Below are 21,446 nucleotides of genomic sequence, written 5' to 3'. Positions count from 1 at the left end.
GCAGGATGGGTGCGTGACGACACCCAGTGAGACACGCGTCAACCTCTCCGAGATCATGCGCGCGACCGAGGCCAACCTCCTCGGCACCGTGCACGGCGGCAACATCATGAAGGCGGTCGACAGCATCGCCGGAGTCGTCGCGAACCGTTACGCCGGCGGCCCTGCCGTGACCGCGGCGCTCGACGAGATGTCCTTCCTCACCCCGGTGCGGGTCGGCGACATCCTCCACTCGAGCGCGCAGCTCAACTGGGCCGGCCGCAGCTCCATGGAGGTCGGCGTGCGCGTCGAGGTCGACCGGTGGGACTCGAACACCGACCGCGTCCACGTCGCCAGTGCCTACCTCGTGTTCGTCGCCGTCGACGCCGACGGTCGCTCCAAGGCGGTGCCTCCGCTCGACCTCGAGACGCCTGAGGAGAAGCGTCGCTTCCGCGAGGCCGAGATCCGGCGCGAGCACCGCTTGGCCATGCGCGCCGCGATCGAGGCCTCCCGTGCCGCGGATGCAGGGGACCAGGCGGCGGAGGCGGGCGCGTGAGCCCTCGCACGGTCTCGCTCCTCGGCTCGACGGGCTCGATCGGCACGCAGGCGCTCGAGGTCATCGGCCGCAACCCCGACCGTTTCACGGTCACCGCGCTCAGCGCCGGCGGCAACGTCGACCTCGTCGCCCGCCAAGCCGTCGCCTTCGACGTGCCCCTCGTCGCCGTCGCGTCCGGTTCGGCTGACGACGTGCGCGCCGCGATCGCTGCGTATGCCGGCGAGCGGGGGCGCGGGTCCCACGCTCTGCGTGGCCCGACATACGCGCCGGAGATCGTGGTCGGGGACGAGGCGGCGGCGACGGCCGCCGGATGCGGTGCCGACGTCGTCCTCAACGGGATCACCGGCTCGATCGGGCTGCGCCCGACGCTCGCCGCGCTCGCGGCCGGGTCGACGCTCGCGCTGGCCAACAAGGAGTCGCTCATCATCGGCGGCGACCTCGTGCGCAGCGCGGCGAAGCCCGACCAGATCGTCCCGGTGGACTCGGAGCACTCGGCGATCGCGCAGTCGCTGCGCGGCGGTCGCGCCGAGGAGGTGCGGCGGCTCGTCGTCACCGCGAGCGGCGGGCCCTTCCGCGGACGCAGCCGTGCCAAGCTCGCCGACGTCACACCGGAGCAGGCGCTCGCGCACCCGAACTTCTCGATGGGGCGGGTCATCACGACGAACTCGGCGACCCTCGTCAACAAGGGGCTCGAGGTCATCGAGGCGCACCTGCTCTTCGACATCCCGTTCGACCGCATCGACGTCGTCGTCCACCCGCAGCAGCAGATCCACTCGATGGTCGAGTTCCGCGACGGGTCGACGATCGCCCAGCTCGGCCCGCCGCGCATGCTCGTGCCCATCGCCCTCGGGCTGTCGTGGCCGGAGCGGCTCGACGACGTGGACGAGCCGTGCGACTGGTCGCTCACGCAGTCGTGGGACTTCGCGCCGCTCGACGACGACGCCTTTCCGGCGGTGCGTCTCGCGCGTCGGGTGGGGGAGGCCGGTGGGACGTTCCCCGCCGTCTACAACGCCGCCAACGAGGTCGCCGTCGACGCCTTCCACGAGGGGCGGATCGGCTTCGTCGACATCGTCGACTCGGTGGAGCGGGTCGTCGACGCCCATGCCGGAGCGCATACTGGGAGTGATGTCGACGCGTCGACCGTTGAGGGAGTGCTCAGCGCAGACGCCTGGGCCCGGGGGCAGGCCGCCACCGAGCTCGGCCTCTGAGCCACGTCGCACCCGTCGCACCGTTCGTCGCACTGCTGGAAGGCACCGAGGTTTAAGACAATGACCGTTGTCGCTTACATCGTGGGCGTGCTCGTCCTCGCCATCGGGGTCGGTGCCTCGATCGGCCTGCACGAGATCGGCCACCTCGTGCCGGCGAAGAAGTTCGGCGTCCGGGTGACCCAGTACATGGTCGGCTTCGGCCCCACCCTGTGGTCCCGCCGTCGCGGGGAGACCGAGTACGGCATCAAGGCGATCCCGCTCGGCGGCTACATCCGGATGATCGGCATGTTCCCGCCGCGCCCGGGGGAGGACCCGACGAAGGTGCGGGTGTCCTCGACCGGCCGGTTCAGCCAGCTCGCCGACGAGGCTCGCAAGGCCTCGCTCGAGGAGCTGCGCCCCGGGGACGAGAACCGCGTCTTCTACAAGCTGCCGGTGCACCGCAAGGTCGTCATCATGCTCGGCGGCCCGTTCATGAACTTCGTCATCGGCACCGTCCTGCTCACCGTGCTCGTCACCGCCCACGGCATCCTCTCGGTGCAGGACGGCGCCCGCGTCGCGGCCGTCGCCGAGTGCGTCAAGACCGTCGACGAGGCCCGCACCGACCCGAGCTGCACCGGTGCACCCGAGACCCCGGCCAATGCGGCCGGCATCCTGCCCGGCGACGAGATCCGCAGCATCAACGGCGAGGTCGTCAGGACGTCAGCCGACGTCGGCCGCTTCGTGCGCCCGCGCGTCGACCAGCCGACCGAGGTCGTCGTGCTGCGCGACGGCGCCGAGCGCACCCTCTCGGTGACGCCGATCCTCAACACGCTCCCGGCCTACGACGACCAGGGCCAGCCGATCCTCGGAGCCGACGGTACGCAGAAGGTCGTGGAGACCGGCTACCTCGGCATCAGCTCGTCGGCGATCCTCGACTACGAGGCCCAGCCCGTGACCGCCGTGCCGGGCATCATCGGCGAGAACCTCTGGCGCACCGCCGGCGCGATCGTCCGCATCCCACAGAAGATGGTCGGCGTCTGGAACGCCGCGTTCTCCGGCCAGGAGCGCGACATCGAGAGCCCGATCTCGGTCGTCGGCGTCGGTCGTGTCGCGGGTGAGGTGTCCTCCGGCAAGCTCGACGACGTCGTCGGAGAGTCGTGGAGCGACAAGGCGTGGTTCCTCGTCATGCTGCTCGCGTCGCTCAACTTCATGCTCTTCGTCTTCAACCTCATCCCGCTGCTGCCTCTCGACGGCGGCCACGTCGCGGGCGCGCTGTGGGAGGGCACGAAGAAGGGCTGGGCCCGCCTGCGCGGCCGGCCCGACCCAGGTCACGTCGACGTCGCCAAGGCACTTCCCGTCGCGTATGCCGTCTCGCTCGGCCTGCTCGTCATGTCGGCCCTGCTCATCTATGCCGACATCGTCAAACCCATCGACCTGGGCGGCTGACGAGTCCGTGCACAACTCGCCAATTCCCCTCGTTCCGTACGCGGTCCGCGCGTGCCGAACCCGAGGAATTGGCGAGTTGTGCACGCGATGACGGCGGCCGGATGGCATACCGGATAATGGGTGCCATGAGTGTTGGTCTCGGTATGCCGTCCCTCCCGCCGCCCGTGCTCGCACCGCGGCGCAAGACCCGCAAGATCAAGGTCGGCAAGGTCGAGGTCGGAGGCGACGCCCCCATCTCGGTGCAGTCGATGTGTACGACCCCGACGACCGACATCAACGCGACGCTCCAGCAGATCGCCGAGCTCACCGCCGCGGGGTGCGACATCGTGCGCGTCGCGTGCCCGAGCCAGGACGACGCCGAGGCGCTGCCGGCGATCGCGCAGAAGTCGCAGATCCCCGTCATCGCCGACATCCACTTCCAGCCGAAGTACGTCTATGCCGCGATCGACGCCGGCTGTGCCGCCGTGCGGGTCAACCCGGGCAACATCCGTCAGTTCGACGACCAAGTCGGTGAGATCGCCAAGCGCGCCAAGGCCGCCGGCGTCTCCATCCGCATCGGCGTCAACGCGGGCTCGCTCGACAAGCGGCTGCTCGAGAAGTACGGCAAGCCGACGGCCGAGGCGCTCGTCGAGTCGGCCGTCTGGGAGGCCTCGCTCTTCGAGGAGCACGACTTCCACGACTTCAAGATCTCGGTCAAGCACAACGACCCTGTCGTCATGGTCAAGGCCTACGAGCTGCTCTCCGAGCGGGGTGACTGGCCGCTGCACCTCGGTGTCACCGAGGCCGGGCCGGCGTTCCAGGGCACGATCAAGTCGGCCACGGCGTTCGGCGCCCTGCTGTCCAAGGGCATCGGCGACACCATCCGTGTCTCGCTGTCGGCACCTCCCGTCGAGGAGGTCAAGGTCGGCAACCAGATCCTCCAGTCGCTCAACCTCAAGCCCCGCAAGCTCGAGATCGTGTCGTGTCCGTCGTGCGGTCGCGCCCAGGTCGACGTCTACACACTCGCCGAGCAGGTGACCGCGGGGCTCGAGGGCATGACCGTGCCGCTGCGCGTCGCCGTCATGGGCTGCGTCGTCAACGGTCCCGGTGAGGCGCGTGAGGCCGACCTCGGCGTCGCCTCCGGCAACGGCAAGGGCCAGATCTTCGTCAAGGGCGAGGTCATCAAGACGGTGCCCGAGAGCCAGATCGTCGAGACCCTCATCGAGGAGGCCATGCGCATCGCCGAGGAGATGGGCGAGCCGGTCGACGAGGAGTCGGCGGGCGCCCCCAGCGTCACCGTCGGCTGACGGTCGGTGGGCGTCGCGCCCGCAGCGCGACGAAATTGGGCGGTGCGCCGGGTGGCGTGGCGGGTTGCCGCCTAGGCTGAGCGCGTGCTCCGCACCCGCAGCCCGGTGAGGACCCTCACCCGCACCGACGTCGACGACGCCCTCGAGCTCTGCTCGCGCAACGTCGCGACGAACGTCTTCGTGGCCGCGCGCATCATCGAGACCCTTGCGTCCGGTTCGGTGAGCGCGGCGATGGGCGTGCGCGAGGAGGGCAGGCTCACGTCGCTGTGCTGGGCGAGCTCCAACGTCGTTCCTGTGGAGACGACCGCGGCGGACCGGGCGTTGTATGCCGAGCGGATGCGTCGGTGGCGCGGCCGCATCGCCTCGCTGCTCGGGCCGCGTGAGGAGGTCGTCGACCTCTGGGACGACCTCGAGCCGCACTGGGGTCGGCCGCGTGCCATCCGGGCCCACCAGCCGATGCTGGCGACGTCGACCCCGCCGTCCGCGTTGGGCGTCGAGCTCGACCCGCGCGTGCGTCCGGCACGTGCCGACGAGGTCGACATCGTGCTGCCCGCGGCGGCCCACATGTTCACCGCCGAGATCGGCTATCCGCCCTACACCGGGTCGCCGCGCAGCTACCGCGGCTCGCTCGCCGCGCTCATCGCCCGGGGCCACACGTGGGTCGTCGTCGAGGACGGCGAGGTCGTCTTCAAGACCGACATCGGGTCCCTCGCGCTCGGGTGCGCCCAGCTCCAGGGCGTCTGGGTCGCGCCGCACCTGCGCGGGCAGGGGCTGGCGGTGCCGATGATCGCATCGGTCGTGGAGCAGGTCATGGCCGGGCCGGCTCCGCTCGTCTCGCTCTATGTCAACGACTTCAACGCGCCGGCGCTAGCGACCTACGACCGGCTCGGCTTCGCCCCGGTCGGGGACTTCACCACCGTCCTGCTCTGACCGGCTTCCCGGTTTCCGGGCGCCCGGCCGTGCGGTGCCACTGCTCGTGCCCGCTCGTCCCTCCACCGCCCGCCGGGTGCTGGTCGCGGTCAGGGGCAGCGGGTGACGACGACGGGTGGGCCGTTGCGCGGGTCGGGGGTGTAGGTCCGCGTCTGTGGAGAGGCGCATGTCGGGCTCGGGGCCGGCCCGCTCGTGCCTCGAGGCGGGGTCGATCCCGTCGGTCCCGGGATCGTGGTCGTCGGCGTGGGCACGGGGTCGACGGGGAAGAGCTGCACCTGCGGGTCAGGCGTCGGCGGCGGGTCGGCCGACCGGCCGAGCGAGCCCAGCGGCACACGCCGCCACTGTCCGGTCGTGCTGCGCAGGAGCAGCCCGGTGTTGGATGACGCGGCGGCCACGACCTGGCCCTGCGGACCGTCGAGGACGACGACGTCGGAGACCCCCAGCGGCGGCTCGGCCCCGCACCGCCGGTCGCCCACCTCCTCGCGCACAGCCGCGAGCTCGCGCTCCGGGACGGCGAACTCGAGCTGCCAGGTCGCACCGCCGTCGGCGCTGCCCTCGACGGCCGCCGTGGTGCGCTGGGCGCGGCGCCAGCACCGGCGCGGGTCGCTCGTCGAGCACGCCTCGGTGGTCACGACGTCACTGTCCTCGGCGAGGCGCTCGTCGTCGAGCCCGCTGAGCTGCTGGAGCCTGCCGGTGTCGTCCACTGTCACGGCGGACCAGTCGCTCGTGATGATCCGCCGCTCGATGCGACCGTCGCCGCCGGTGAAGACTCCTTCGTAGAGGGTGACCTCGCGCAGCCCGTCGGCGGGGGAGCACGACGTCGCCGTCGTGGCGAGGACCGCGCCGGGCAGCACGAGTGCGCCGACGACGAGCGACGACCGCCGCCGACCGGTCGGCACCCCTCGCCCGGCACGCCCCCCGGCCCACCACGCCAGCCCGAGGGCGGGGAGCGCGACGAGGTCGGTGACGTCCTGACGCACGAGCGAGGGCAGGGCGAGCGACCACATCTGCGACGCGAGCACGCTGCCGACGAGCGTCGCCTTGGCGAAGGCGAAGAGGACCCCGGTCGACCCGACGGCCCAGACGCGGACGTGCCGGACCCGTACCCAGGCCAGCGCGACGGCGAGCAGTGGCGGAGCGACGACGAGTCCGGCGACGTCGCTCAGCTTGCCGGTGAGCAGTCCGGGCCAGGCGTCCTTGAGGAAGCGGTCGTTGAGGACGAGGGCGACGAGGCCGACGAGCGTCGTCGGTGCGGCCAGCCAGCGCAGCGCCCATGTGACGCCGGTCGTGCGAGCTCCCTCCATGCGCAGCCATGATCCGGCCTCGCCCCGTCGGCCGTGCGGGATTCGCCCGAAGCACCGGTCACGATCCAGCCACAGAGGGGCAACGTCCCACACATCGCGACGTCTATGCCGCCTTCCGTGGGACATAGAGCTCGATGCCGCGCGCCACCTGACCCATGAAGTCGTGCGGCACGAGCCGCAGGCCCAGGAGGGGCAGGCGCAGGACCCGGTCGCCGCCGATGACGACCTCGTTGGCCCGCGGTGCGTCGTCGACAGGGTTGAGCCCGGCGAAGTGGTGACCTCCGTCGATCTCCACTGCGAGACCCGGCCAGCGCGCATCGAGATAGATGCGACCCCAGCGGCCCGCCACGACGACCTGGCGCTCGGGCTCGGGAAGGCCGTATCGACGACACCACCACCCGAAGTCGAGCTCTCCCAGGGCGTGCGCGCCGTCGCAGACGTCGACGACCGCAGCATCGAGGAAGCTGCGCCTCGCGGAGCGAGACACCTGCCGCCACTCAGCGAGCACGTCGGGACCGCGCACGAGCCGTTGCTGCACCGGCAGGCAGAGGAGCAGTGCGGCCTGTCGGTCCGAGACCGCCCACTGAGCGGCGTGGATCGTCGCCTGCGCCGGGCGCACGCGTGGCAACCCTGCGGCCGTGGCGGGCGGCATCTCTCGGCGGACGTGGGTCGTCACGCCCTCCACGGCCCGACGACGGGCGTTGCGCGGAATCGACACGTCGATCGTGCGCGGCGCGAACCCGGTCATGCCGCCGGCCACGAGGGCGGCGGCACCGTCGAGGACCGCGCCGTGACCGTTCTCCCAGACGGCGCGCCACAGGTGGAGGCGAGGCCCGGCGTCGACCGAGAGCACGCGCACGGTGTGCCTTCCCACGACCTCCCACCGGCCGGCGCGAACCTCCGTCCGGACGGCGTCGCGCCCGATGCCGGCGATTTGGAGGATCTGCCGGCTGACCACGCCGTCGTGGTCGGCGGCTAGCGCCTCGGCGAGGGATCCGCGCATCGCGTGGTGGTTGCGGGGCATGGATGCAGGGTCCCGGCGCTGCCTCGCCCACGACAGGGGCCGGGCAGCACCTGTGGACGACCGCACCTCCGACCATGGGGTGTGGACGCAGAAGGTCCCACACACCGCGACGTCTACGCCTCGATGTGTGGGACCTTGAGCTGCGGGGACGGCCGGGATCGGTGCTGCGAGGGGTCAGCAGCCGCCGCAGTTGTAGTAGAGGATGTCCCAGTGGCTGCCCTCCTTGGCATAGAGGTTGCCGGCCCCCGAGCGGTAGAGCGCGGCACCGTCACTGCGGGTACCGGCATACGTGAAGGTGTTCGTGATGTAGCTGCTCACGCACGAGTAGAGCGAGATGTCGACCTTGTAGCCGTTCCAGTGGCTGTACGTCCCGGAGGCGTGTCCGGTCTCGGTGCCGCCGGTGATGTTGACGGCGCACCCGCTGGAGCGCTTGAGCGTGATGACGCCGTCGATCGTCGTCGAGTTGATCTGGTCGAAGGACGTGCACGTCGAGATGTTGCGGTTGCTGCACCCGCCGGACGACGACCACGTGATGCCCGCAGCCGAGAGCTTCGCCGTGGCCTGGGAGTGCGTGAGCTTGGTGACGGCCGAGGCCGAGGGTGCGGTGCCGAGGACGGCGGCGAACGAGACGGCGGCAACGGCCGCCGTCCGCGCGCCTCGGGTGGCGAGCATGGTCATGGTTCCTCCTGCGTCGGGTGGGTGTCTGTTCGGGTGCAGCACCTTCGACGCTAGGAAGACCTCGGCAAGGGCCCGGTCAGCAACGCGTCAGGAACGCCTCAGGACTTGGTCAAGCCCCGAGACCCCATCGGCGGGAACCCTGCGGCAGGCTGACGAGTTGCCCCTCACAGGACCAACCCCAACCCCAGGAGGACCCCATGGCTCGTGGCGTCGTCAAGCTCGCCGCACTCGCAGGCCTCGCCAAGCAGGCCCGTGACTATGCCCGAAAGAACCCCGAGTCCGTCTCGTCGGCCATCGGCAAGGTCGAGTCTGCGGTCGGCCGCAAGGTGGGCCCGAAGTATGCCGGCCACGTCGGCAAGGGCGGCAATGCGCTCCGCTCCGGCCTCGGCATCTCCTCGGCCCGCCCGGTGGCCGGGCCGACGACCACCCCGAACGACGCGGTCGGCCCGCGCACCGACGGCACGACCCCGCCGCCCCCGCCGCCGGTCTGACCGACGGCTGAAGCCAGAACGCGCCTCCGCTGCCCAGGCAGCCGGGGCGTGTTCTGCGATGCTGGCCCGTATGCCACAGACGACCCCACCGCTGGACAAGGCCACCGTGGGCCTCGCCACGCTCTTCCTCACCTCCGGCGTGACGCACCTGGTGCGCCCGCAGGTCTTCGAGGGCATCGTGCCCCACGTGCTGCCGCGCAAGCGCGCGCTCGTCCACGTCAGCGGCGTCGCCGAGATCGCCTGCGCCCTCGGGCTTCTCCACCCGCGCACCCGCAAGGTCGCCGGACTCGCCAGCGCCGCCCTCCTCGTCGCCGTCTTCCCGGCCAACGTCCAGATGACCGCGGACCACGCGAAGCGGGCGCAACGCAGGCAGGACACCGGTTCCAGGGCCTTCCTGGCGGGCACCTTGGCGCGGCTGCCGATGCAGTGGCCGATGATCCGCACCGCGCTCCGGGCAGCCGGTCGTCTCTGACCGGCGACCGCACCCGCGGCGGTCGCCCGCGTCCTACCCTGTGCTCATGGCCGCCTTCGAGTTCCGCCGCAGCACGACCATCGCCGCCGCCCCGACGGTGGTCCACGCCCTCATCGACGACTTCCACGAGTGGGAGAGGTGGTCGCCGTGGGAGGACGTCGACCCGGACCTGCGCCGCGCCTACTCCGGCGCCGACTCGGGCGTCGGCGCCCGCTACGAGTGGCAGGGCAACCGCAAGGCAGGCGAGGGGTCGATGGAGATCACCGGCTCGAGTCCCGAGCGCATCGCCATCGACCTGCGCTTCCTCAAGCCGTTCAAGGCCGACAACGACATCGAGTTCGTCCTCCAGCCCGTCGGTGACGGCACACAGGTCGACTGGGTGATGCGTGGCAACAACACCGGGCTCGCCGCCCTCTTCGCCAAGGTCATGCCCACCGAGAAGCTCGTCGGCAAGGACTTCGAGAAGGGCCTCGCCCGGCTCAAGAGCGCCGCGGAGTCGGGCCCGACCGCCTGACCCGTGCGCCGTCGGCCGACGCGCGCTCGGGGCCCTCACCCCTTCCAGTCGAGCCCGGCCTCGCGCAGCGCCACGTCGAGCACCCCCAGCGCCTTCGGACCCATCCCGTGCAGGGCGAGCACGTCCGCGCGGCGCCACTCGCCGAGCTCCTCGAGCGTCGCGATACCGGCCGCGGCCAGCGCGGACGCGGCCGGGTTGCTCGTGTGCGGGGTCTCGGTCCCCATGCGCGCGAGCGTGTCGGCGATGCGAACCCGGTATGCCGTGGCGAGCGCGTCGAGGTCCGCGCGGTAGTCGGCGATCCGGCAACCCCGCCCGTTGCGCTTGACGAGGATCCCCTCGTCGGCCCAGTGCGGACGGGCCCTGTCCAGGAGATCACGGGGAAGGTCGCCCGCGGCGTTGGTGACCCGCCACCACGTCAGCCCCTCGCTGTGGTTCGCCATGAACGACCCCACCTGTCGCGGCCCGATGCCGACGATCGCCCCCAGGTCGCCGTAGCTGACGACCCGCCCGCGCGGCACGAGCTCGACGAGGGTGAGCACCCGCTCGATCGTCAGCTCGCTCGCCATGCCGTCAGCCTAGGCTGAGGCCGTGACGAGCACGGTGGCCCCGACCCTGTGGCGGGACGCCGACTTCCTGCGCTACTGGGGTTCGCGCGCCGTGACGATGGTCGGCTCGTCGGTCACGGCGGTCGCACTCCCCGTCCTCATCTACCAGGTCACCGGCTCGCCCGCGCTCACGTCGTCCCTGATGGCCACCAGCACCCTGTCGATGGCGTTCTTCGGGCTCGTCGGGGGCGTGCTGGGCGACCGGTTCGACCGGCGCCGGATCATGGTCGCGGCGGACCTCGTGAGCGCCGTGGCCATCGCGAGCCTCGTCCTGGCGCACCTCGCCGGGGTGCTCACCATCCCGCACGTGTATGCCGCTGCCTTCGCCTCCGCGTCGGCTGCCGTCCTCTTCGACGGCTCGAGTGCCGGAGCGCTGCCGACGCTCGTGGGCCGGTCCCGGCTGCCCGACGCCAACGCTCGTATCTGGGGCACGCAGGGCGTCCTCGACGTCGCCATGCCCGCCGCAGCGGGCCTGGCACTCGTCGTCTGGTCGCCGGCGACCCTGCTCGTCGTCGACGTCCTGTCGTTCGTCGGCAGCCTGCTCCTCGTGCGGGCGATCCGCTCCGGCCTCAATGGCGCCCGCGACCGAACGACCCGGGTCACCGCGAGCGACCTGAGGGCCGACCTCGTCGAGGGCCTGACCTTCCTGCGGCGCCACCCCACCCTGTGGCCGCTGGCCATGGTCGCGGTCTTCGGCGCCGGCTCGGCCGCCGCGCTCCTCGGGCTCGTCGTGCCGTGGGCCGACCGGGTCCTGGGTGTCGGCACGAGCGGATGGCGCTTCGGTCTGCTCTTCGGCAGCTGGGCGGCCGGCGCGTTCCTCGCGTCCTTCCTCATGCCCCGGCTGAGCCGCCGCTTCGGGGCGATCCGCCTCGCGCAGGTCCTCTTCCCCCTGATGACGGTGCTCCTGCTCCTGCTCAGCCGGCTGGACCGCTACGGTCTCGCGCTCGCGGTCTACCTCGGCTACGCGATCCTCCACGTGCTCGTCATCTCGGCCACCGTCACCTACCGGATGCAGGTCATCCCCGAACGCCTCCTGTCGCGCGTGAGCTCTGCCTCCCGCACGCTCTCCTGGGGCGGCGGAGCGACGATCGGCGTGCTCGTCTCCGGACAGATCGCCTCGCGCTGGGGAGTGCCGACGGCGCTCGTGGTCGTCGCGCTGGCCAACGGCTGCGCGGCCCTCCTCACGTGGGTTCCTGCGCTGCGGCGGGCGGCGCCGTCCGCGAGGTTCGTCGACGCCGACTGACCGACCCGTCGCGGGTCTTGTGCCTCCGGATCCGCCGGAGGAGAGTGGCAGTGACGACGCGCCGAACGCGGCCCTCGTCGCCAGGACCGCTCAGTGCGCCGCCCCGGAAGTCCCCACCACCGAGGAGGTTCACCATGACGACGGCTCGAGACGTGATGCACGAGGGCACGCAGTGCATCGGCGAGGACCAGACGCTCGACGAGGCCGCGCGGATGATGCGCGACATGGGAGTCGGGTCCCTGCCCATCTGCGGCAACGACCAGAAGCTGCACGGGATCATCACCGACCGCGACATCGTCATCAAGTGCGTCGCGGAGGGCAAGGACGCTGCCAGCTGCACCGCGGCCGAGCTCGCGCAGGGCAAGGTCACGTGGGTCGACGCCGACACCGACATGAGCGACATCGTCGAGATGATGGGTCGCGAGCAGATCAAGCGCCTGCCGGTCATCTCGGACCACCGGCTCGTCGGCATGATCAGCGAAGCCGACCTCGCGAGGCACCTCGACGACACCCAGCTCAGCACGTTCGTCGAGAAGGTGTTCGCCCGGCCCTGACGTCGGCCCGGCTCAGCCTCGACCTCGCCCGGACGGTCCCACGCGACCGCCCGGGCGCGATGGCGCGGAATGCGGGTGAACGGCATACGGGGTCGTCGTTATCCTTGGCGGGTTGCCCACCCCTCACACCTGGAGACCCCCTGTGGCCATGCGCATGTCCTCGCTGTTCCTGCGAACCCTGCGCGAGGACCCGGCCGACGCCGAGCTGCCCGGTCACCGGCTCCTCGTGCGCGCCGGCTACATCCGTCGCGCCGCCCCCGGCATCTACACGTGGCTGCCGCTCGGGCTCAAGGTGCTCCGCAAGGTCGAGGCGATCGTGCGCGAGGAGATGGACGCCATCGGCGCGCAGGAGCTGACCTTCCCGGCGCTGCTGCCGCGCGAGCCCTACGAGGCGACGAACCGCTGGACCGAGTACGGCGACAACATCTTCCGGCTCCAGGACCGCAAGGGCGTCGACTACCTGCTCGGGCCGACGCACGAGGAGATGTTCACCCTCGCCGTCAAGGACATGTTCAGCTCCTACAAGGAGCTGCCGCTCAGCCTCTACCAGATCCAGAACAAGTACCGCGACGAGGCGCGTCCGCGGGCCGGGCTCCTGCGCGGGCGTGAGTTCGTCATGAAGGACTCCTACTCCTTCGACGTGAGCGACGAGGGGCTGCAGGCGTCCTACGAGGCGCACCGAGCGGCGTACATCCGGATCTTCGACCGGCTCGGGTTCGAGTACGTCATCGTCGCTGCTATGTCCGGCGCCATGGGTGGCTCGGCGAGCGAGGAGTTCCTCGCGGTGAGCGCGATCGGTGAGGACACCTTCGTCCGCAACGACAGCGGTTCGTATGCCGCGAACGTCGAGGCCGTCGTCGTGCCCCAGGCTGCCGCCGTCGACGCCTCCGGCGTCCCGGCCGCGCACGTCGAGGACACTCCCGACACCCCGACGATCGAGACGCTCGTGGCCTCGCTCAACGCGAACCACCCGCGCGGTGACGGGCGCGAGTGGACGGCCGCCGACACCCTCAAGAACGTCATCGTGATGCTCGTCCACCCGGACGGCACGCGTGAGCCGCTCGCCATCGGCGTCCCCGGCGACCGTGAGGTCGACGCCAAGCGGCTCGAGGCGCAGGTCTCGCCGGCCGAGGTCGAGGCCTTCGACGAGAAGGACTTCGCCGCGAACCCGGTCCTCGCCAAGGGCTACATCGGCCCGGGCGTGCTCGGCGAGGAGCGCTCGTCGGGGATCCGCTACCTGCTCGACCCGTCGGTCGCCGAGGGGTCGGCGTGGGTCACGGGGGCCGACGAGCACGGCAAGCACGTCCTCGACCTCGTCCACGGGCGGGACTTCACCGCCGACGGCACGATCCAGGCCGCCGAGGTGCGCGAGGGCGACCCGAGCCCCGACGGCGACGGCGTCCTGCACGCCGCCCGCGGAATCGAGATGGGCCACATCTTCCAGCTCGGCCGCAAGTTCGCCGACGCGCTCGACCTCAAGGTGCTCGACGAGAACGGCAAGCTCGTCACGGTGACGATGGGGTCCTACGGCATCGGCGTCTCGCGTGCCGTGGCCGCGATCGCCGAGGGCAACCTCGACGACGCCGGGCTGTGCTGGCCGCGCAACGTCACGCCCGCCGACGTCCACGTCGTCGCCACAGGCAAGAACCGCGACCGCGACGGCGACGTCTTCGCCAAGGCCGACGAGCTCACCGCCGCACTCGAGGCGCAGGGGCTCGAGGTCCTCTACGACGACCGCGAGAAGGTGAGCCCCGGCGTGAAGTTCAAGGACTCCGAGCTCATCGGCGTGCCGACGATCGTCGTCGTCGGCAAGTCGCTCGAGAACGGTGTCGTCGAGATCAAGGACCGCCGCACGGGCGAGCGCCGCGAGGTCGCCGTCGACGCGATCGTCGACGAGGTCGTGCGCGAGGTCCGCGGCGCCGACACCGCGACCTCCGCGGGGACCGACACCGGGACCGCCGCCGGGACCGACTCCGCAGCCGGCACCGCAGCCGACACCACGGCCGCCGCCGGGACGCGCGCATGAGCGGGTCCCGCCCCATCGAGGCCGTCATCTTCGACTGGGGCGGGACGCTCACGCCCTGGCACGACGTCGACCTGCCCCAACAGTGGCGGGTCTATGCGCGCGAGGTCCACGGCATCCCCATCGACGCGAGCGAGATGCCCGCCGACGAGCTCGCCGAGGCCGACTCGCTCGCGCTGCGCATCCTCGAGGCCGAGGACCGCGCATGGCAGCGTGGACGCACCGACCACACGAGCGCCACGCTCGAGGACATCCTCGACGACGCCGGCATCGACCCGGCGCACGACCGCCACCACCTTGCGCTGGCCGCCTACCGAGGGTTCTGGGAGCCACACACCCACACCGACGAGCAGGTCCGGCCGCTCTGGGAAGGCCTGCGCGAGAGGAACATCCGCATCGGCGTCCTCTCCAACACGATCTGGTCGCGCGACTACCACCGCGAGGTCTTCGAGCGCGACGGCGTCCTCCACCTGCTCGACGCCGACGTCTACTCGTCGGAGATCCACGTCGTCAAGCCGCACGCCGACGCCTTCCTCGCGGCGTGCAAGGCCGTCGGCGTCGACCCCGAGGCCGCCGCCTACGTCGGCGACCGCCCGTTCGAGGACGTCCACGGCCCGCAGCAGGTGGGCATGCGCGCCATCTGGGTGCCGCACTCCGACATCCCCGTCGACCAGCAGGTCGCCGTCGAGGTGACGCCCGACGCCGTCGCTCACGAGCTCCTCGACGTGCTCGACATCGTCGACGCATGGTTGGCGGACTGACGGCGGCATGACCGAGACGCTCGGCGACGTCGGCCTCACCACGCTCGCGCTCATGGCCCTCGCCGGGTTCGTCGCGGGCTGGATCGACGCGGTCGTCGGCGGGGGAGGGCTCATCCAGATCCCTGCGCTGCTGCTCGGCTTCCCCGGCGCCAGCCCGGCGCAGATCCTCGCCACGAACAAGATCGGCTCGATCGCCGGCACCGTGGCGAGCGCGACGACCTACTGGCGACGGGTGCGACCGGACCTGCGCACCGCCCTCCCCATGGCGGGCGTGGCCTACCTCGGCGCCATCGGCGGCGCCCTCATCGGGCTGCACATCCCGAAGTCGGCGTTCAACCCGATCATCCTCGTCATGCTCGTCGCGGTGGGCGCCTACACCCTCTTCAAGCCCTCGCTCGGCACGAGCACGGCGCTGCGCTGGGACGGCACCCGCCACACCATGACCGCCATGGCCGTCGGCTTCGTCATCGGCATCTACGACGGAGCCCTCGGACCGGGCACGGGGTCGTTCATGGTCTTCGCCCTCGTCGGCCTCATGGGCTACGCCTTCCTCGAGGCGAGCGCCAAGGCCAAGATCGCGAACTTCGCCACCAACCTCGGCGCCCTCACCGTCTTCGCGCCGGGCGGGCACGTCATGTGGAAGGTCGGCGCGGTCATGGCCGCGGCCAACCTGCTCGGCGGCTACGTCGGCGCGCGCACGGCGGTCTCGCGCGGGAGCGGATTCGTGCGCATCGTCTTCGTCGTCGTCGTGGCGGCGTTCATCATCCGTATCGGAGGGCAGGTGCTCGGTGTCTGGTGACGTGACCGGTGACGACCCCTCGGGCGTGCAGGTCGAGGACCTGCTCGACCGCCTCGCCGACCTCGTCGACCGTGTGGGCCCCCGCCGCGCGGTGCTCGGCATCGCCGGCCCGCCCGGGGCCGGCAAGACGACCCTGGTGACGCGACTGCTCGCGGCCGTGACGGCATACCCACGCCTGTCGGGGCGGGTCGCGCACGTGCCGATGGACGGCTTCCACCTCACGAACGCCGAGCTCGACGCCCTCGGGAGGCGCGACCGCAAGGGCGCGCCGGACACCTTCGACGCGAGCGCGTATGCCGGCCTGCTCGCGGCCGTGCGCAGCGAACCGCGCGCGGTCGTCACTGCTCCGAGCTTCGACCACGTCGTCGGTGAGCCGGTGCCGGACTCGCTCGTCGTGCCCGTCGGGGCCGACCTCGTCGTCACCGAGGGCAACTACCTCCTGCTCGACGACGACGGCTGGGGTGCGGTCCCGGCGCTGCTCGACGAGGTGTGGTGGTGCGCGCTCGCGCCGGACGCCCGCGTCGAACGGCTCATCGCCCGGCACGTGGAGACCGGCCGTGAGGTCGACGACGCGACTGAGTGGGTCCTGCGCTCGGATGAGGCCAACGCCCGAGCCGTCGCCGAGGGTGAGGCCCGCGCGGACGTCGTGCTCCTCGACGGCGTCGTCGTCAGCGCCACCTGACGCGGGCGCACGAAGCGAGCCGCGCTCAGCCCTGCGCGACCGGCGTCGTGAGCCAGAGGACGGCATAGGGCTCGAGCCAGACGTCGCCGTCGTCGCCCCAGTGCAGCGGCGCACCGGTGATGGCGTCGCTCGACGCGTCGACGCCGAGCTCGTGGGCGCGGTGGCCGGGCCAGGGTCGCCACGTCGGGGTGACGTTGTGCAGCGCGACGAAGCGTCCGAGCGGGTGCTCGCGCACGGTGACGAGGACGCCGGGGTCGTCGACAGGGCCGATGCGCGACTCGATGCTGCCGTGCAGGTGCGGGAGCGAGGCGCGGGCCCGGACGAGCTCGCGCAGGTCCTCGAAGACGCGGGCCGCGGTCGCCGCCGGGTCGTGCCGCGCGTCATGGCGCTCGCGGTCCAGGCGCGGGCGGTGCGCCCACCGGTTGTCGTCCTCGTGGCCCGGTTCGTCCGCCCAGCCGGGGTCGTTCGGCTGGCCGAGCTCGTCGCCGCTCCAGATGACCGGGATGCCGCCCCACCCGAGGACGACGGCGTGACCCAGGCGCAGCGCCCGGGCCGCGAGGTCGCGCTCCTCGTCGGTGCGGGCGGTCGACAGGCCGACGAGGCTGGCGGCCGTGCCGCTCGTGCGTCCGTCGTCGGTCTCGGGGTTGTACTGGAAGACGAGTCCGTCGGCGTTCGACCCCCACTCGTCGCCGGCGTACCACCGCGTCAGGAACCGGCGGTGCGCGTGGCCGTCGAGCCCGACTGCTGCCGCGTCCTCGTCCTGGATCGCCCAGCCGATGTCGTCGTGACAGCGTAGGTAGGTGAGCCACGTCGACGTCGTCGGCTTCGTGGGCAGCCGCTCGAGGGCGTGGGCGGCGAGCCGCACGTCCCTCGTCGCGAGCATCGACCAGACCTGCACCATGAGGCTGTTGTGGTAGGCGAGGTCGCTCACCTTGCCCGAGTAGCGACCCTGACCGAGGTAGGCGAGCAGCTTGCTCGGCGCGACGATCGCCTCGGCCTTGAACGCCACTGCGGGACAGGCGATCCGGGTGATGGCGCGTAGCGCCTGGGTGATGGCGTGCACCTCCGGCTGGCCCTGGCAGTCGGTGCCCATCCGCTTCCACATGAAGGCGATCGCGTCGAGCCGGAAGACGTCGACGCCGCGGTTGGCGAGCTCGAGGATGATGGCAGCGAACTCGCGCAGGACAGCGGGGTTCGCCCAGTTGAGGTCCCACTGCCACTCGTTGAAGGTCGTCCAGACCCACCCGCCCAGCTCGTCGTCCCACGTGAAGCTGCCGGGCGCGAAGTCGGGGAAGACCTCGGGCAGCGTCCGCTCGTAGGCGTCCGGCAGCGTCCGGTCCGAGAAGACGTGGAAGTACTCCCGGTATGCCGTCTCGCCGGCTCGCGCTCGTGCGGCCCAGTCGTGCTCGCGGGCGACGTGGTTGAGGACGAGGTCGAGCACGAGGCTCACGCCCTGCTCGTGCAGTGCGGAGGCGAGGTCGGCGAGGTCGTCCATGTCGCCGAGGTCAGGGCGGACGGCGCGGTAGTCGGCGACGGCGTAGCCACCGTCGTTGTCGCCCTCACGCGGCTGGAGCAGCGGCATGAGGTGGAGGTAGGTCACCCCGAGGTCGCGCAGGTAGGGGATCTCGGCGACCACCCCGCGAAGGTTCCCGGCGAACCGCTCGGTGTAGGCGGCATACCCGACCATCGACGGCTCCTGGAGCCAGTCGGGACGCAGGATGCGCTCGAGGTCGCGGCGTCGCAGCGCGGGGGAGCGGTCCCGGAAGGCCTGTGCCGCAAGGGAGACGAGCTCCTCGGCGAGGGCGCCGGCGCCGGTGCCGTGCAGCGAGACGAGCGCGTCGTGGAGGTCGGGCCACCAGCGCTCGAGGCGCAGGGTGAACATCTCGCGCAGCTCGGGCGCGACTCCGGCGAGGTCGACCTGGGGCGGCGGGGACGTCGTCACGAGCGACATTGTGGACCGGTCGGACTCACTGCGCGCGCCGTGCCCACCCACAGCGGGTTCACAGGAGTCGTCCGCCCGCGACCCGGCATACCGGCGCTCGCGCTCTGAACCGAAGGCGTGTGCTGGGATGGTCCGGTGCTGCCCTTCCGTCAGGTCGACGTCTTCTCCTCCGAGCCGTGGCTCGGCAACCCCCTCGCGGTCGTCCACGACGCCGACGGGCTGAGCGATGCGCAGATGGCGGCGTTCGCGCGGTGGACCAACCTGTCCGAGACGACCTTCCTCAGCTCCCCGGCCGACCCGCGGGCGGACTACCGCGTGCGCATCTGGACCACAGGTGGCGAGCTGCCCTTCGCCGGGCACCCGACGATCGGCAGCGCTCATGCCTGGCTCGAGGCCGGCGGCGAGCCGCGGGGCGACGTCGTCGTCCAGGAGTGCGGCGCCGGGCTGGTTGACGTGAGGCGTTCGCCGCGGCTCGGGTTCGCGGCCCCGCCGCTGCGGCGCTCCGGCTCGGTCGACGACGCACATGCGTCGCGGATCCTGCGCGGGCTGCGGATCGACGCGTCCGCGGTGGAGGACATGGCCTGGGTCGACAACGGTCCGGGCTGGGTGGGCGTCGACCTCGGCACCGCGTCGGCGGTCGTCGACGTCGTGCCCGACCTCGCCGCCTTCACCGACCTCAAGGTCTGCCTGCTCGGGCGGTGGGACGACGCGACGGCGGCCGAGGTCGGCGCCGACGTCGAGGTGCGCGCCTTCTATGCCGACGGCAACGAGTTCGCCGAGGATCCCGTCACGGGCAGCGCCAACGCCGGTCTCGCCCAGTGGCTCCTCGGCACGGGAGCGCTGCCCGACTCCTACGTCGCGCGGCAGGGCTCGGTCATCGGACGCGAGGGCCGGGTGCACGTCGAGGCCGCCGACGGCGAGGTGTGGGTCTCCGGCGACGCGGTCACCCGCATCGAGGGCAGCGTCACCCTCTAGGCACGTGCGAGCGCCTGCCTCAGCGCGTCGACGCCGGTCACCGGTGCGTCGCAGACGAACCCACGGCACACGTATGCCGTCGGCTCACCTCCCACGCGCGGCCTCGCCTCGAGCAGCGGGCGGCCGGGGGAGTCCGGGTCGCCGTGGGTGAGGACGAGCCCGGGGGAGGTGCTCGACCGGGCGGCCGCCAGCATCTCCTCGGCGGAGGGCCCGCGACCGACGAGCGCCACCTGGAGGGGGCCGGCGAGCGCGGCCTCGGCGACGGCGAGGCTCCACCCGGCGAACCGCGGGTCGCGCCCGGCGAGCGGACCCGCCGCGGCGAGTGCCGACTCGGCGGCCTCTCGGTGGGTCGGTGAGCCGGTGAGGGCGGCGAGGGTGAGCCACGCCCCGGCGAGCGATGACAGTCCGCTCGGCTCGGCGTTGTCGCCCTGGCTGCGCGGGCGGCTGAAGAGCTGCTCGGCGTCGTCGGCGGTGTCGTGGACCGCTCCGTCGTCGTCCCGGAAGTGGGTGAGGGCGATGTCGAGGACATCGGTCGCCACGGCAAGCCACTCGGGGTCGCCTGTGGCCTGGTGCAGCGCGAGCAGGCCCTCGGCGAGGTTGCCGTGGTCGTCCGCCACCCCCGCCGCGGAGCCGACGACGCCGTCCCTCGACGCACGCCGCAGACGGCCGTCGACGAGGTGCGTGTCGATGACGAAGCGGGCGCACCGCTGCGCCGCGTCGACGAGGTCCGGCCGGTCGAGCAGGACCCCCGCGTCGGCGAGCCCGGCGACGGCCAGCCCGTTCCACGACGTGACGACCTTGTCGTCGCGCGCCGGCTGTGGCCGGGCGTCCCGAGCGGTGAGCAGGCGGGCGCGGACGTCGGCCCACCACGACGCGTCGTCGGGGTCCGCACGCAGCTGGAGCGTCGACGAGCCGTGCTCGAAGGTGCCCTGGTCGGTCACCGACAGCAGACGAGCGGCACGCTGGCCGTCGTCCTCGCCGAGCACCTCGTCGAGCTGCGCCGGCGTCCAGGCATAGGTCGCCCCCTCGACCGACACGCCGTCGACGACCGTGTCCGCGTCGAGCGCCGAGGCGAAGCCGCCCTCTGCCGTACCGAGGTCGCGGACGACGAAGTCCGCTGTCTCCGACGCGATCCGGCGCCAGAGGGACTCGCCCGTCGCCCGCCACAGGTGGGCGTACACCCGCAGCAGCTGGGCGTTGTCGTAGAGCATCTTCTCGAAGTGCGGCACGACCCAGTCGGCGTCGACGGCATACCGTGCGAAGCCGCCGGCGAGCTGGTCGTAGATGCCTCCCCGCGCCATCGCCTCGCACGTGCCGCGCGCCATGGCGAGGGCGTCGGCGTCGCCGGTGGCGGCGTGGTGGCGCAGGAGGAACTCGAGCACCATCGACGGAGGGAACTTGGGCGCGCCAGCGAAGCCGCCACGCGCGAGGTCGTAGTGACCGCGGAGGGAGCGGACGGCATACGACGTCGTGTCGCGCGTGATGGGTGCGGACGGTCCGGGTGCGGTGACCTCACGGAGGCGGGCGGCGATGTGCGCCCCGGAGGCGAGCACGTCGTCGCGCTGCTCGGACCACACGCGGGAGACGTTGGCGAGCAGGGTGAGGAAGTGCTCGCGCGGGAAGTAGGTCCCGGCGAAGAACGGGTCGCCGTCGGGGGTGAGGACGCACGTCATCGGCCAGCCGCCGTGACCGGTGAGCGAGGTCGTCGCGTTCATGTAGACCGCGTCGACGTCAGGACGCTCCTCGCGGTCGACCTTGACCGCGACGAAGCCGGCGTTGACGACCTCGGCGACGTGCTCGTCCTCGAAGGACTCGTGCGCCATGACGTGGCACCAGTGGCAGGCGGCGTAGCCGACCGAGAGCAGGACGGGCACGTCGCGACGGCGGGCCTCGGCGAAGGCGTCCTCGCCCCACTCCCACCAGTCGACGGGGTTGTCGGCGTGCTGGAGGAGGTAGGGGGAGGTCGAGGAAGCGAGTCGGTTCGCCATGAGTCCCAGC

At 71.9% G+C, this 21,446-nt stretch carries 21 protein-coding genes; 15 read left to right on the top strand and 6 right to left on the bottom strand.

Translation table 11 applies throughout. The features are described 5' to 3' along the window. Positions 1 to 13 precede the first annotated feature (13 nt). The 5 genes from ACOJV7_RS14105 (at position 14) to ACOJV7_RS14085 (ending at position 5,381) form a co-directional block, all read left to right on the top strand. A complete protein-coding gene (locus tag ACOJV7_RS14105; protein WP_420190858.1) occupies positions 14 to 532 on the top strand; it encodes an acyl-CoA thioesterase in 519 nt (172 codons plus the stop codon). Beyond that, entirely contained in the window at positions 529 to 1,740 is a 1,212-nt protein-coding gene (gene dxr / locus ACOJV7_RS14100) for a 1-deoxy-D-xylulose-5-phosphate reductoisomerase (RefSeq protein WP_420190857.1), read from the top strand. Before ACOJV7_RS14105 ends, dxr begins: the two co-directional genes overlap by 4 nt. A 60-nt stretch (positions 1,741 to 1,800) precedes the next feature. After that, complete coding sequence (locus tag ACOJV7_RS14095; protein WP_420190856.1) at positions 1,801 to 3,165, top strand: M50 family metallopeptidase; 1,365 nt, start codon at positions 1,801 to 1,803, stop codon at positions 3,163 to 3,165. Between the two features lie 125 nt (positions 3,166 to 3,290). After that, complete coding sequence (gene ispG / locus ACOJV7_RS14090) at positions 3,291 to 4,451, top strand: flavodoxin-dependent (E)-4-hydroxy-3-methylbut-2-enyl-diphosphate synthase (RefSeq protein WP_420190855.1); 1,161 nt, start codon at positions 3,291 to 3,293, stop codon at positions 4,449 to 4,451. An 84-nt stretch (positions 4,452 to 4,535) separates the two neighbouring features. Further along, a complete protein-coding gene (locus ACOJV7_RS14085) occupies positions 4,536 to 5,381 on the top strand; it encodes a GNAT family N-acetyltransferase (RefSeq protein WP_420190854.1) in 846 nt (281 codons plus the stop codon). Positions 5,382 to 5,470: 89 nt separating this feature from the next. On the opposite strand, the gene ACOJV7_RS14080 is transcribed toward ACOJV7_RS14085, so the two are convergent. The 3 genes from ACOJV7_RS14080 to ACOJV7_RS14070 form a co-directional block, all read right to left on the bottom strand. Beyond that, positions 5,471 to 6,685: a hypothetical protein gene (locus ACOJV7_RS14080; RefSeq protein WP_420190853.1), complete on the bottom strand. Its 1,215-nt coding sequence runs from the start codon at positions 6,683 to 6,685 to the stop codon at positions 5,471 to 5,473. Positions 6,686 to 6,788: 103 nt separating this feature from the next. Next, on the bottom strand, positions 6,789 to 7,709 hold the full coding sequence (locus ACOJV7_RS14075) for a hypothetical protein (RefSeq protein ID WP_420190852.1): 921 nt from the start codon (positions 7,707 to 7,709) through the stop codon (positions 6,789 to 6,791). Positions 7,710 to 7,883: 174 nt separating this feature from the next. Next, positions 7,884 to 8,387: a hypothetical protein gene (locus ACOJV7_RS14070; RefSeq protein WP_420190851.1), complete on the bottom strand. Its 504-nt coding sequence runs from the start codon at positions 8,385 to 8,387 to the stop codon at positions 7,884 to 7,886. A gap of 197 nt (positions 8,388 to 8,584) precedes the next feature. On the opposite strand from ACOJV7_RS14070, the gene ACOJV7_RS14065 reads away from it, so the two are divergent. The 3 genes from ACOJV7_RS14065 to ACOJV7_RS14055 all read left to right on the top strand — a co-directional run bounded on the left by ACOJV7_RS14065 (position 8,585) and on the right by ACOJV7_RS14055 (position 9,864). Continuing rightward, positions 8,585 to 8,878: an Rv0909 family putative TA system antitoxin gene (locus ACOJV7_RS14065; RefSeq protein ID WP_420190850.1), complete on the top strand. Its 294-nt coding sequence runs from the start codon at positions 8,585 to 8,587 to the stop codon at positions 8,876 to 8,878. A gap of 70 nt (positions 8,879 to 8,948) precedes the next feature. Further along, positions 8,949 to 9,350: a DoxX family protein gene (locus ACOJV7_RS14060; RefSeq protein WP_420190849.1), complete on the top strand. Its 402-nt coding sequence runs from the start codon at positions 8,949 to 8,951 to the stop codon at positions 9,348 to 9,350. Between the two features lie 46 nt (positions 9,351 to 9,396). Then, positions 9,397 to 9,864 (top strand): SRPBCC family protein, encoded by a 468-nt coding sequence (locus tag ACOJV7_RS14055; RefSeq protein WP_420190848.1) that lies wholly within the window; start codon positions 9,397 to 9,399, stop codon positions 9,862 to 9,864. A gap of 35 nt (positions 9,865 to 9,899) precedes the next feature. Here ACOJV7_RS14055 and ACOJV7_RS14050 read toward each other — a convergent pair whose 3' ends face one another. Further along, a complete protein-coding gene (locus ACOJV7_RS14050) occupies positions 9,900 to 10,430 on the bottom strand; it encodes an MGMT family protein (protein ID WP_420190847.1) in 531 nt (176 codons plus the stop codon). Between the two features lie 22 nt (positions 10,431 to 10,452). Between ACOJV7_RS14050 and ACOJV7_RS14045 the strand changes: the two genes are divergently transcribed. The 6 genes from ACOJV7_RS14045 to ACOJV7_RS14020 all read left to right on the top strand — a co-directional run bounded on the left by ACOJV7_RS14045 (position 10,453) and on the right by ACOJV7_RS14020 (position 16,531). After that, positions 10,453 to 11,712: an MFS transporter gene (locus ACOJV7_RS14045; protein ID WP_420190846.1), complete on the top strand. Its 1,260-nt coding sequence runs from the start codon at positions 10,453 to 10,455 to the stop codon at positions 11,710 to 11,712. 134 nt (positions 11,713 to 11,846) lie between these two features. Then, positions 11,847 to 12,266, top strand: a complete 420-nt coding sequence (locus ACOJV7_RS14040; protein WP_420190845.1) for a CBS domain-containing protein — start codon at positions 11,847 to 11,849, stop codon at positions 12,264 to 12,266. Positions 12,267 to 12,414: 148 nt separating this feature from the next. Next, positions 12,415 to 14,292: a proline--tRNA ligase gene (locus tag ACOJV7_RS14035; protein WP_420190844.1), complete on the top strand. Its 1,878-nt coding sequence runs from the start codon at positions 12,415 to 12,417 to the stop codon at positions 14,290 to 14,292. Continuing rightward, entirely contained in the window at positions 14,289 to 15,050 is a 762-nt protein-coding gene (locus ACOJV7_RS14030; protein ID WP_420190843.1) for an HAD family hydrolase, read from the top strand. Before ACOJV7_RS14035 ends, ACOJV7_RS14030 begins: the two co-directional genes overlap by 4 nt. A gap of 7 nt (positions 15,051 to 15,057) precedes the next feature. Further along, positions 15,058 to 15,849: a TSUP family transporter gene (locus ACOJV7_RS14025; RefSeq protein WP_420190842.1), complete on the top strand. Its 792-nt coding sequence runs from the start codon at positions 15,058 to 15,060 to the stop codon at positions 15,847 to 15,849. Beyond that, positions 15,839 to 16,531 (top strand): nucleoside/nucleotide kinase family protein, encoded by a 693-nt coding sequence (locus tag ACOJV7_RS14020; protein ID WP_420190841.1) that lies wholly within the window; start codon positions 15,839 to 15,841, stop codon positions 16,529 to 16,531. Before ACOJV7_RS14025 ends, ACOJV7_RS14020 begins: the two co-directional genes overlap by 11 nt. Positions 16,532 to 16,556: 25 nt before the next feature. Here the strand turns inward: ACOJV7_RS14020 and ACOJV7_RS14015 are convergent, their stop codons facing one another. Beyond that, positions 16,557 to 18,482, bottom strand: coding sequence for an alpha-amylase family protein (locus ACOJV7_RS14015; RefSeq protein ID WP_420190840.1), 1,926 nt, complete (start codon positions 18,480 to 18,482; stop codon positions 16,557 to 16,559). A gap of 126 nt (positions 18,483 to 18,608) precedes the next feature. On the opposite strand from ACOJV7_RS14015, the gene ACOJV7_RS14010 reads away from it, so the two are divergent. Next, positions 18,609 to 19,448 (top strand): PhzF family phenazine biosynthesis protein, encoded by an 840-nt coding sequence (locus ACOJV7_RS14010; protein WP_420190839.1) that lies wholly within the window; start codon positions 18,609 to 18,611, stop codon positions 19,446 to 19,448. On the opposite strand, the gene ACOJV7_RS14005 is transcribed toward ACOJV7_RS14010, so the two are convergent. Further along, a complete protein-coding gene (locus tag ACOJV7_RS14005) occupies positions 19,445 to 21,436 on the bottom strand; it encodes a thioredoxin domain-containing protein (protein WP_420190838.1) in 1,992 nt (663 codons plus the stop codon). The genes ACOJV7_RS14010 and ACOJV7_RS14005 overlap by 4 nt on opposite strands. Between the last annotated feature and the right edge of the window lie 10 nt (positions 21,437 to 21,446).

Origin of the sequence: Knoellia tibetensis, assembly GCF_048606415.1 — a bacterium.
Classification (GTDB): Bacteria; Actinomycetota; Actinomycetes; order Actinomycetales; family Dermatophilaceae; genus Knoellia; species Knoellia tibetensis.
This window is presented reverse-complemented; position numbering and strand designations above follow the sequence as displayed.

Bases quoted from the DNA above. Each gene is read 5' to 3' on its own strand.
- ACOJV7_RS14095 (WP_420190856.1), top strand. From the start codon at position 1,801: ATGACCGTTGTCGCTTACATCGTGGGCGTGCTCGTCCTCGCCATCGGG.
- ispG (WP_420190855.1), top strand. From the start codon at position 3,291: ATGAGTGTTGGTCTCGGTATGCCGTCCCTCCCGCCGCCCGTGCTCGCA.
- ACOJV7_RS14080 (WP_420190853.1), bottom strand. From the start codon at position 6,685: ATGGAGGGAGCTCGCACGACCGGCGTCACATGGGCGCTGCGCTGGCTG.
- ACOJV7_RS14075 (WP_420190852.1), bottom strand. From the start codon at position 7,709: ATGCCCCGCAACCACCACGCGATGCGCGGATCCCTCGCCGAGGCGCTA.
- ACOJV7_RS14070 (WP_420190851.1), bottom strand. From the start codon at position 8,387: ATGACCATGCTCGCCACCCGAGGCGCGCGGACGGCGGCCGTTGCCGCC.
- ACOJV7_RS14065 (WP_420190850.1), top strand. From the start codon at position 8,585: ATGGCTCGTGGCGTCGTCAAGCTCGCCGCACTCGCAGGCCTCGCCAAG.
- ACOJV7_RS14060 (WP_420190849.1), top strand. From the start codon at position 8,949: ATGCCACAGACGACCCCACCGCTGGACAAGGCCACCGTGGGCCTCGCC.
- ACOJV7_RS14055 (WP_420190848.1), top strand. From the start codon at position 9,397: ATGGCCGCCTTCGAGTTCCGCCGCAGCACGACCATCGCCGCCGCCCCG.
- ACOJV7_RS14050 (WP_420190847.1), bottom strand. From the start codon at position 10,430: ATGGCGAGCGAGCTGACGATCGAGCGGGTGCTCACCCTCGTCGAGCTC.
- ACOJV7_RS14040 (WP_420190845.1), top strand. From the start codon at position 11,847: ATGACGACGGCTCGAGACGTGATGCACGAGGGCACGCAGTGCATCGGC.
- ACOJV7_RS14035 (WP_420190844.1), top strand. From the start codon at position 12,415: ATGCGCATGTCCTCGCTGTTCCTGCGAACCCTGCGCGAGGACCCGGCC.
- ACOJV7_RS14030 (WP_420190843.1), top strand. From the start codon at position 14,289: ATGAGCGGGTCCCGCCCCATCGAGGCCGTCATCTTCGACTGGGGCGGG.
- ACOJV7_RS14025 (WP_420190842.1), top strand. From the start codon at position 15,058: ATGACCGAGACGCTCGGCGACGTCGGCCTCACCACGCTCGCGCTCATG.
- ACOJV7_RS14015 (WP_420190840.1), bottom strand. From the start codon at position 18,482: ATGTCGCTCGTGACGACGTCCCCGCCGCCCCAGGTCGACCTCGCCGGA.
- ACOJV7_RS14005 (WP_420190838.1), bottom strand. From the start codon at position 21,436: ATGGCGAACCGACTCGCTTCCTCGACCTCCCCCTACCTCCTCCAGCAC.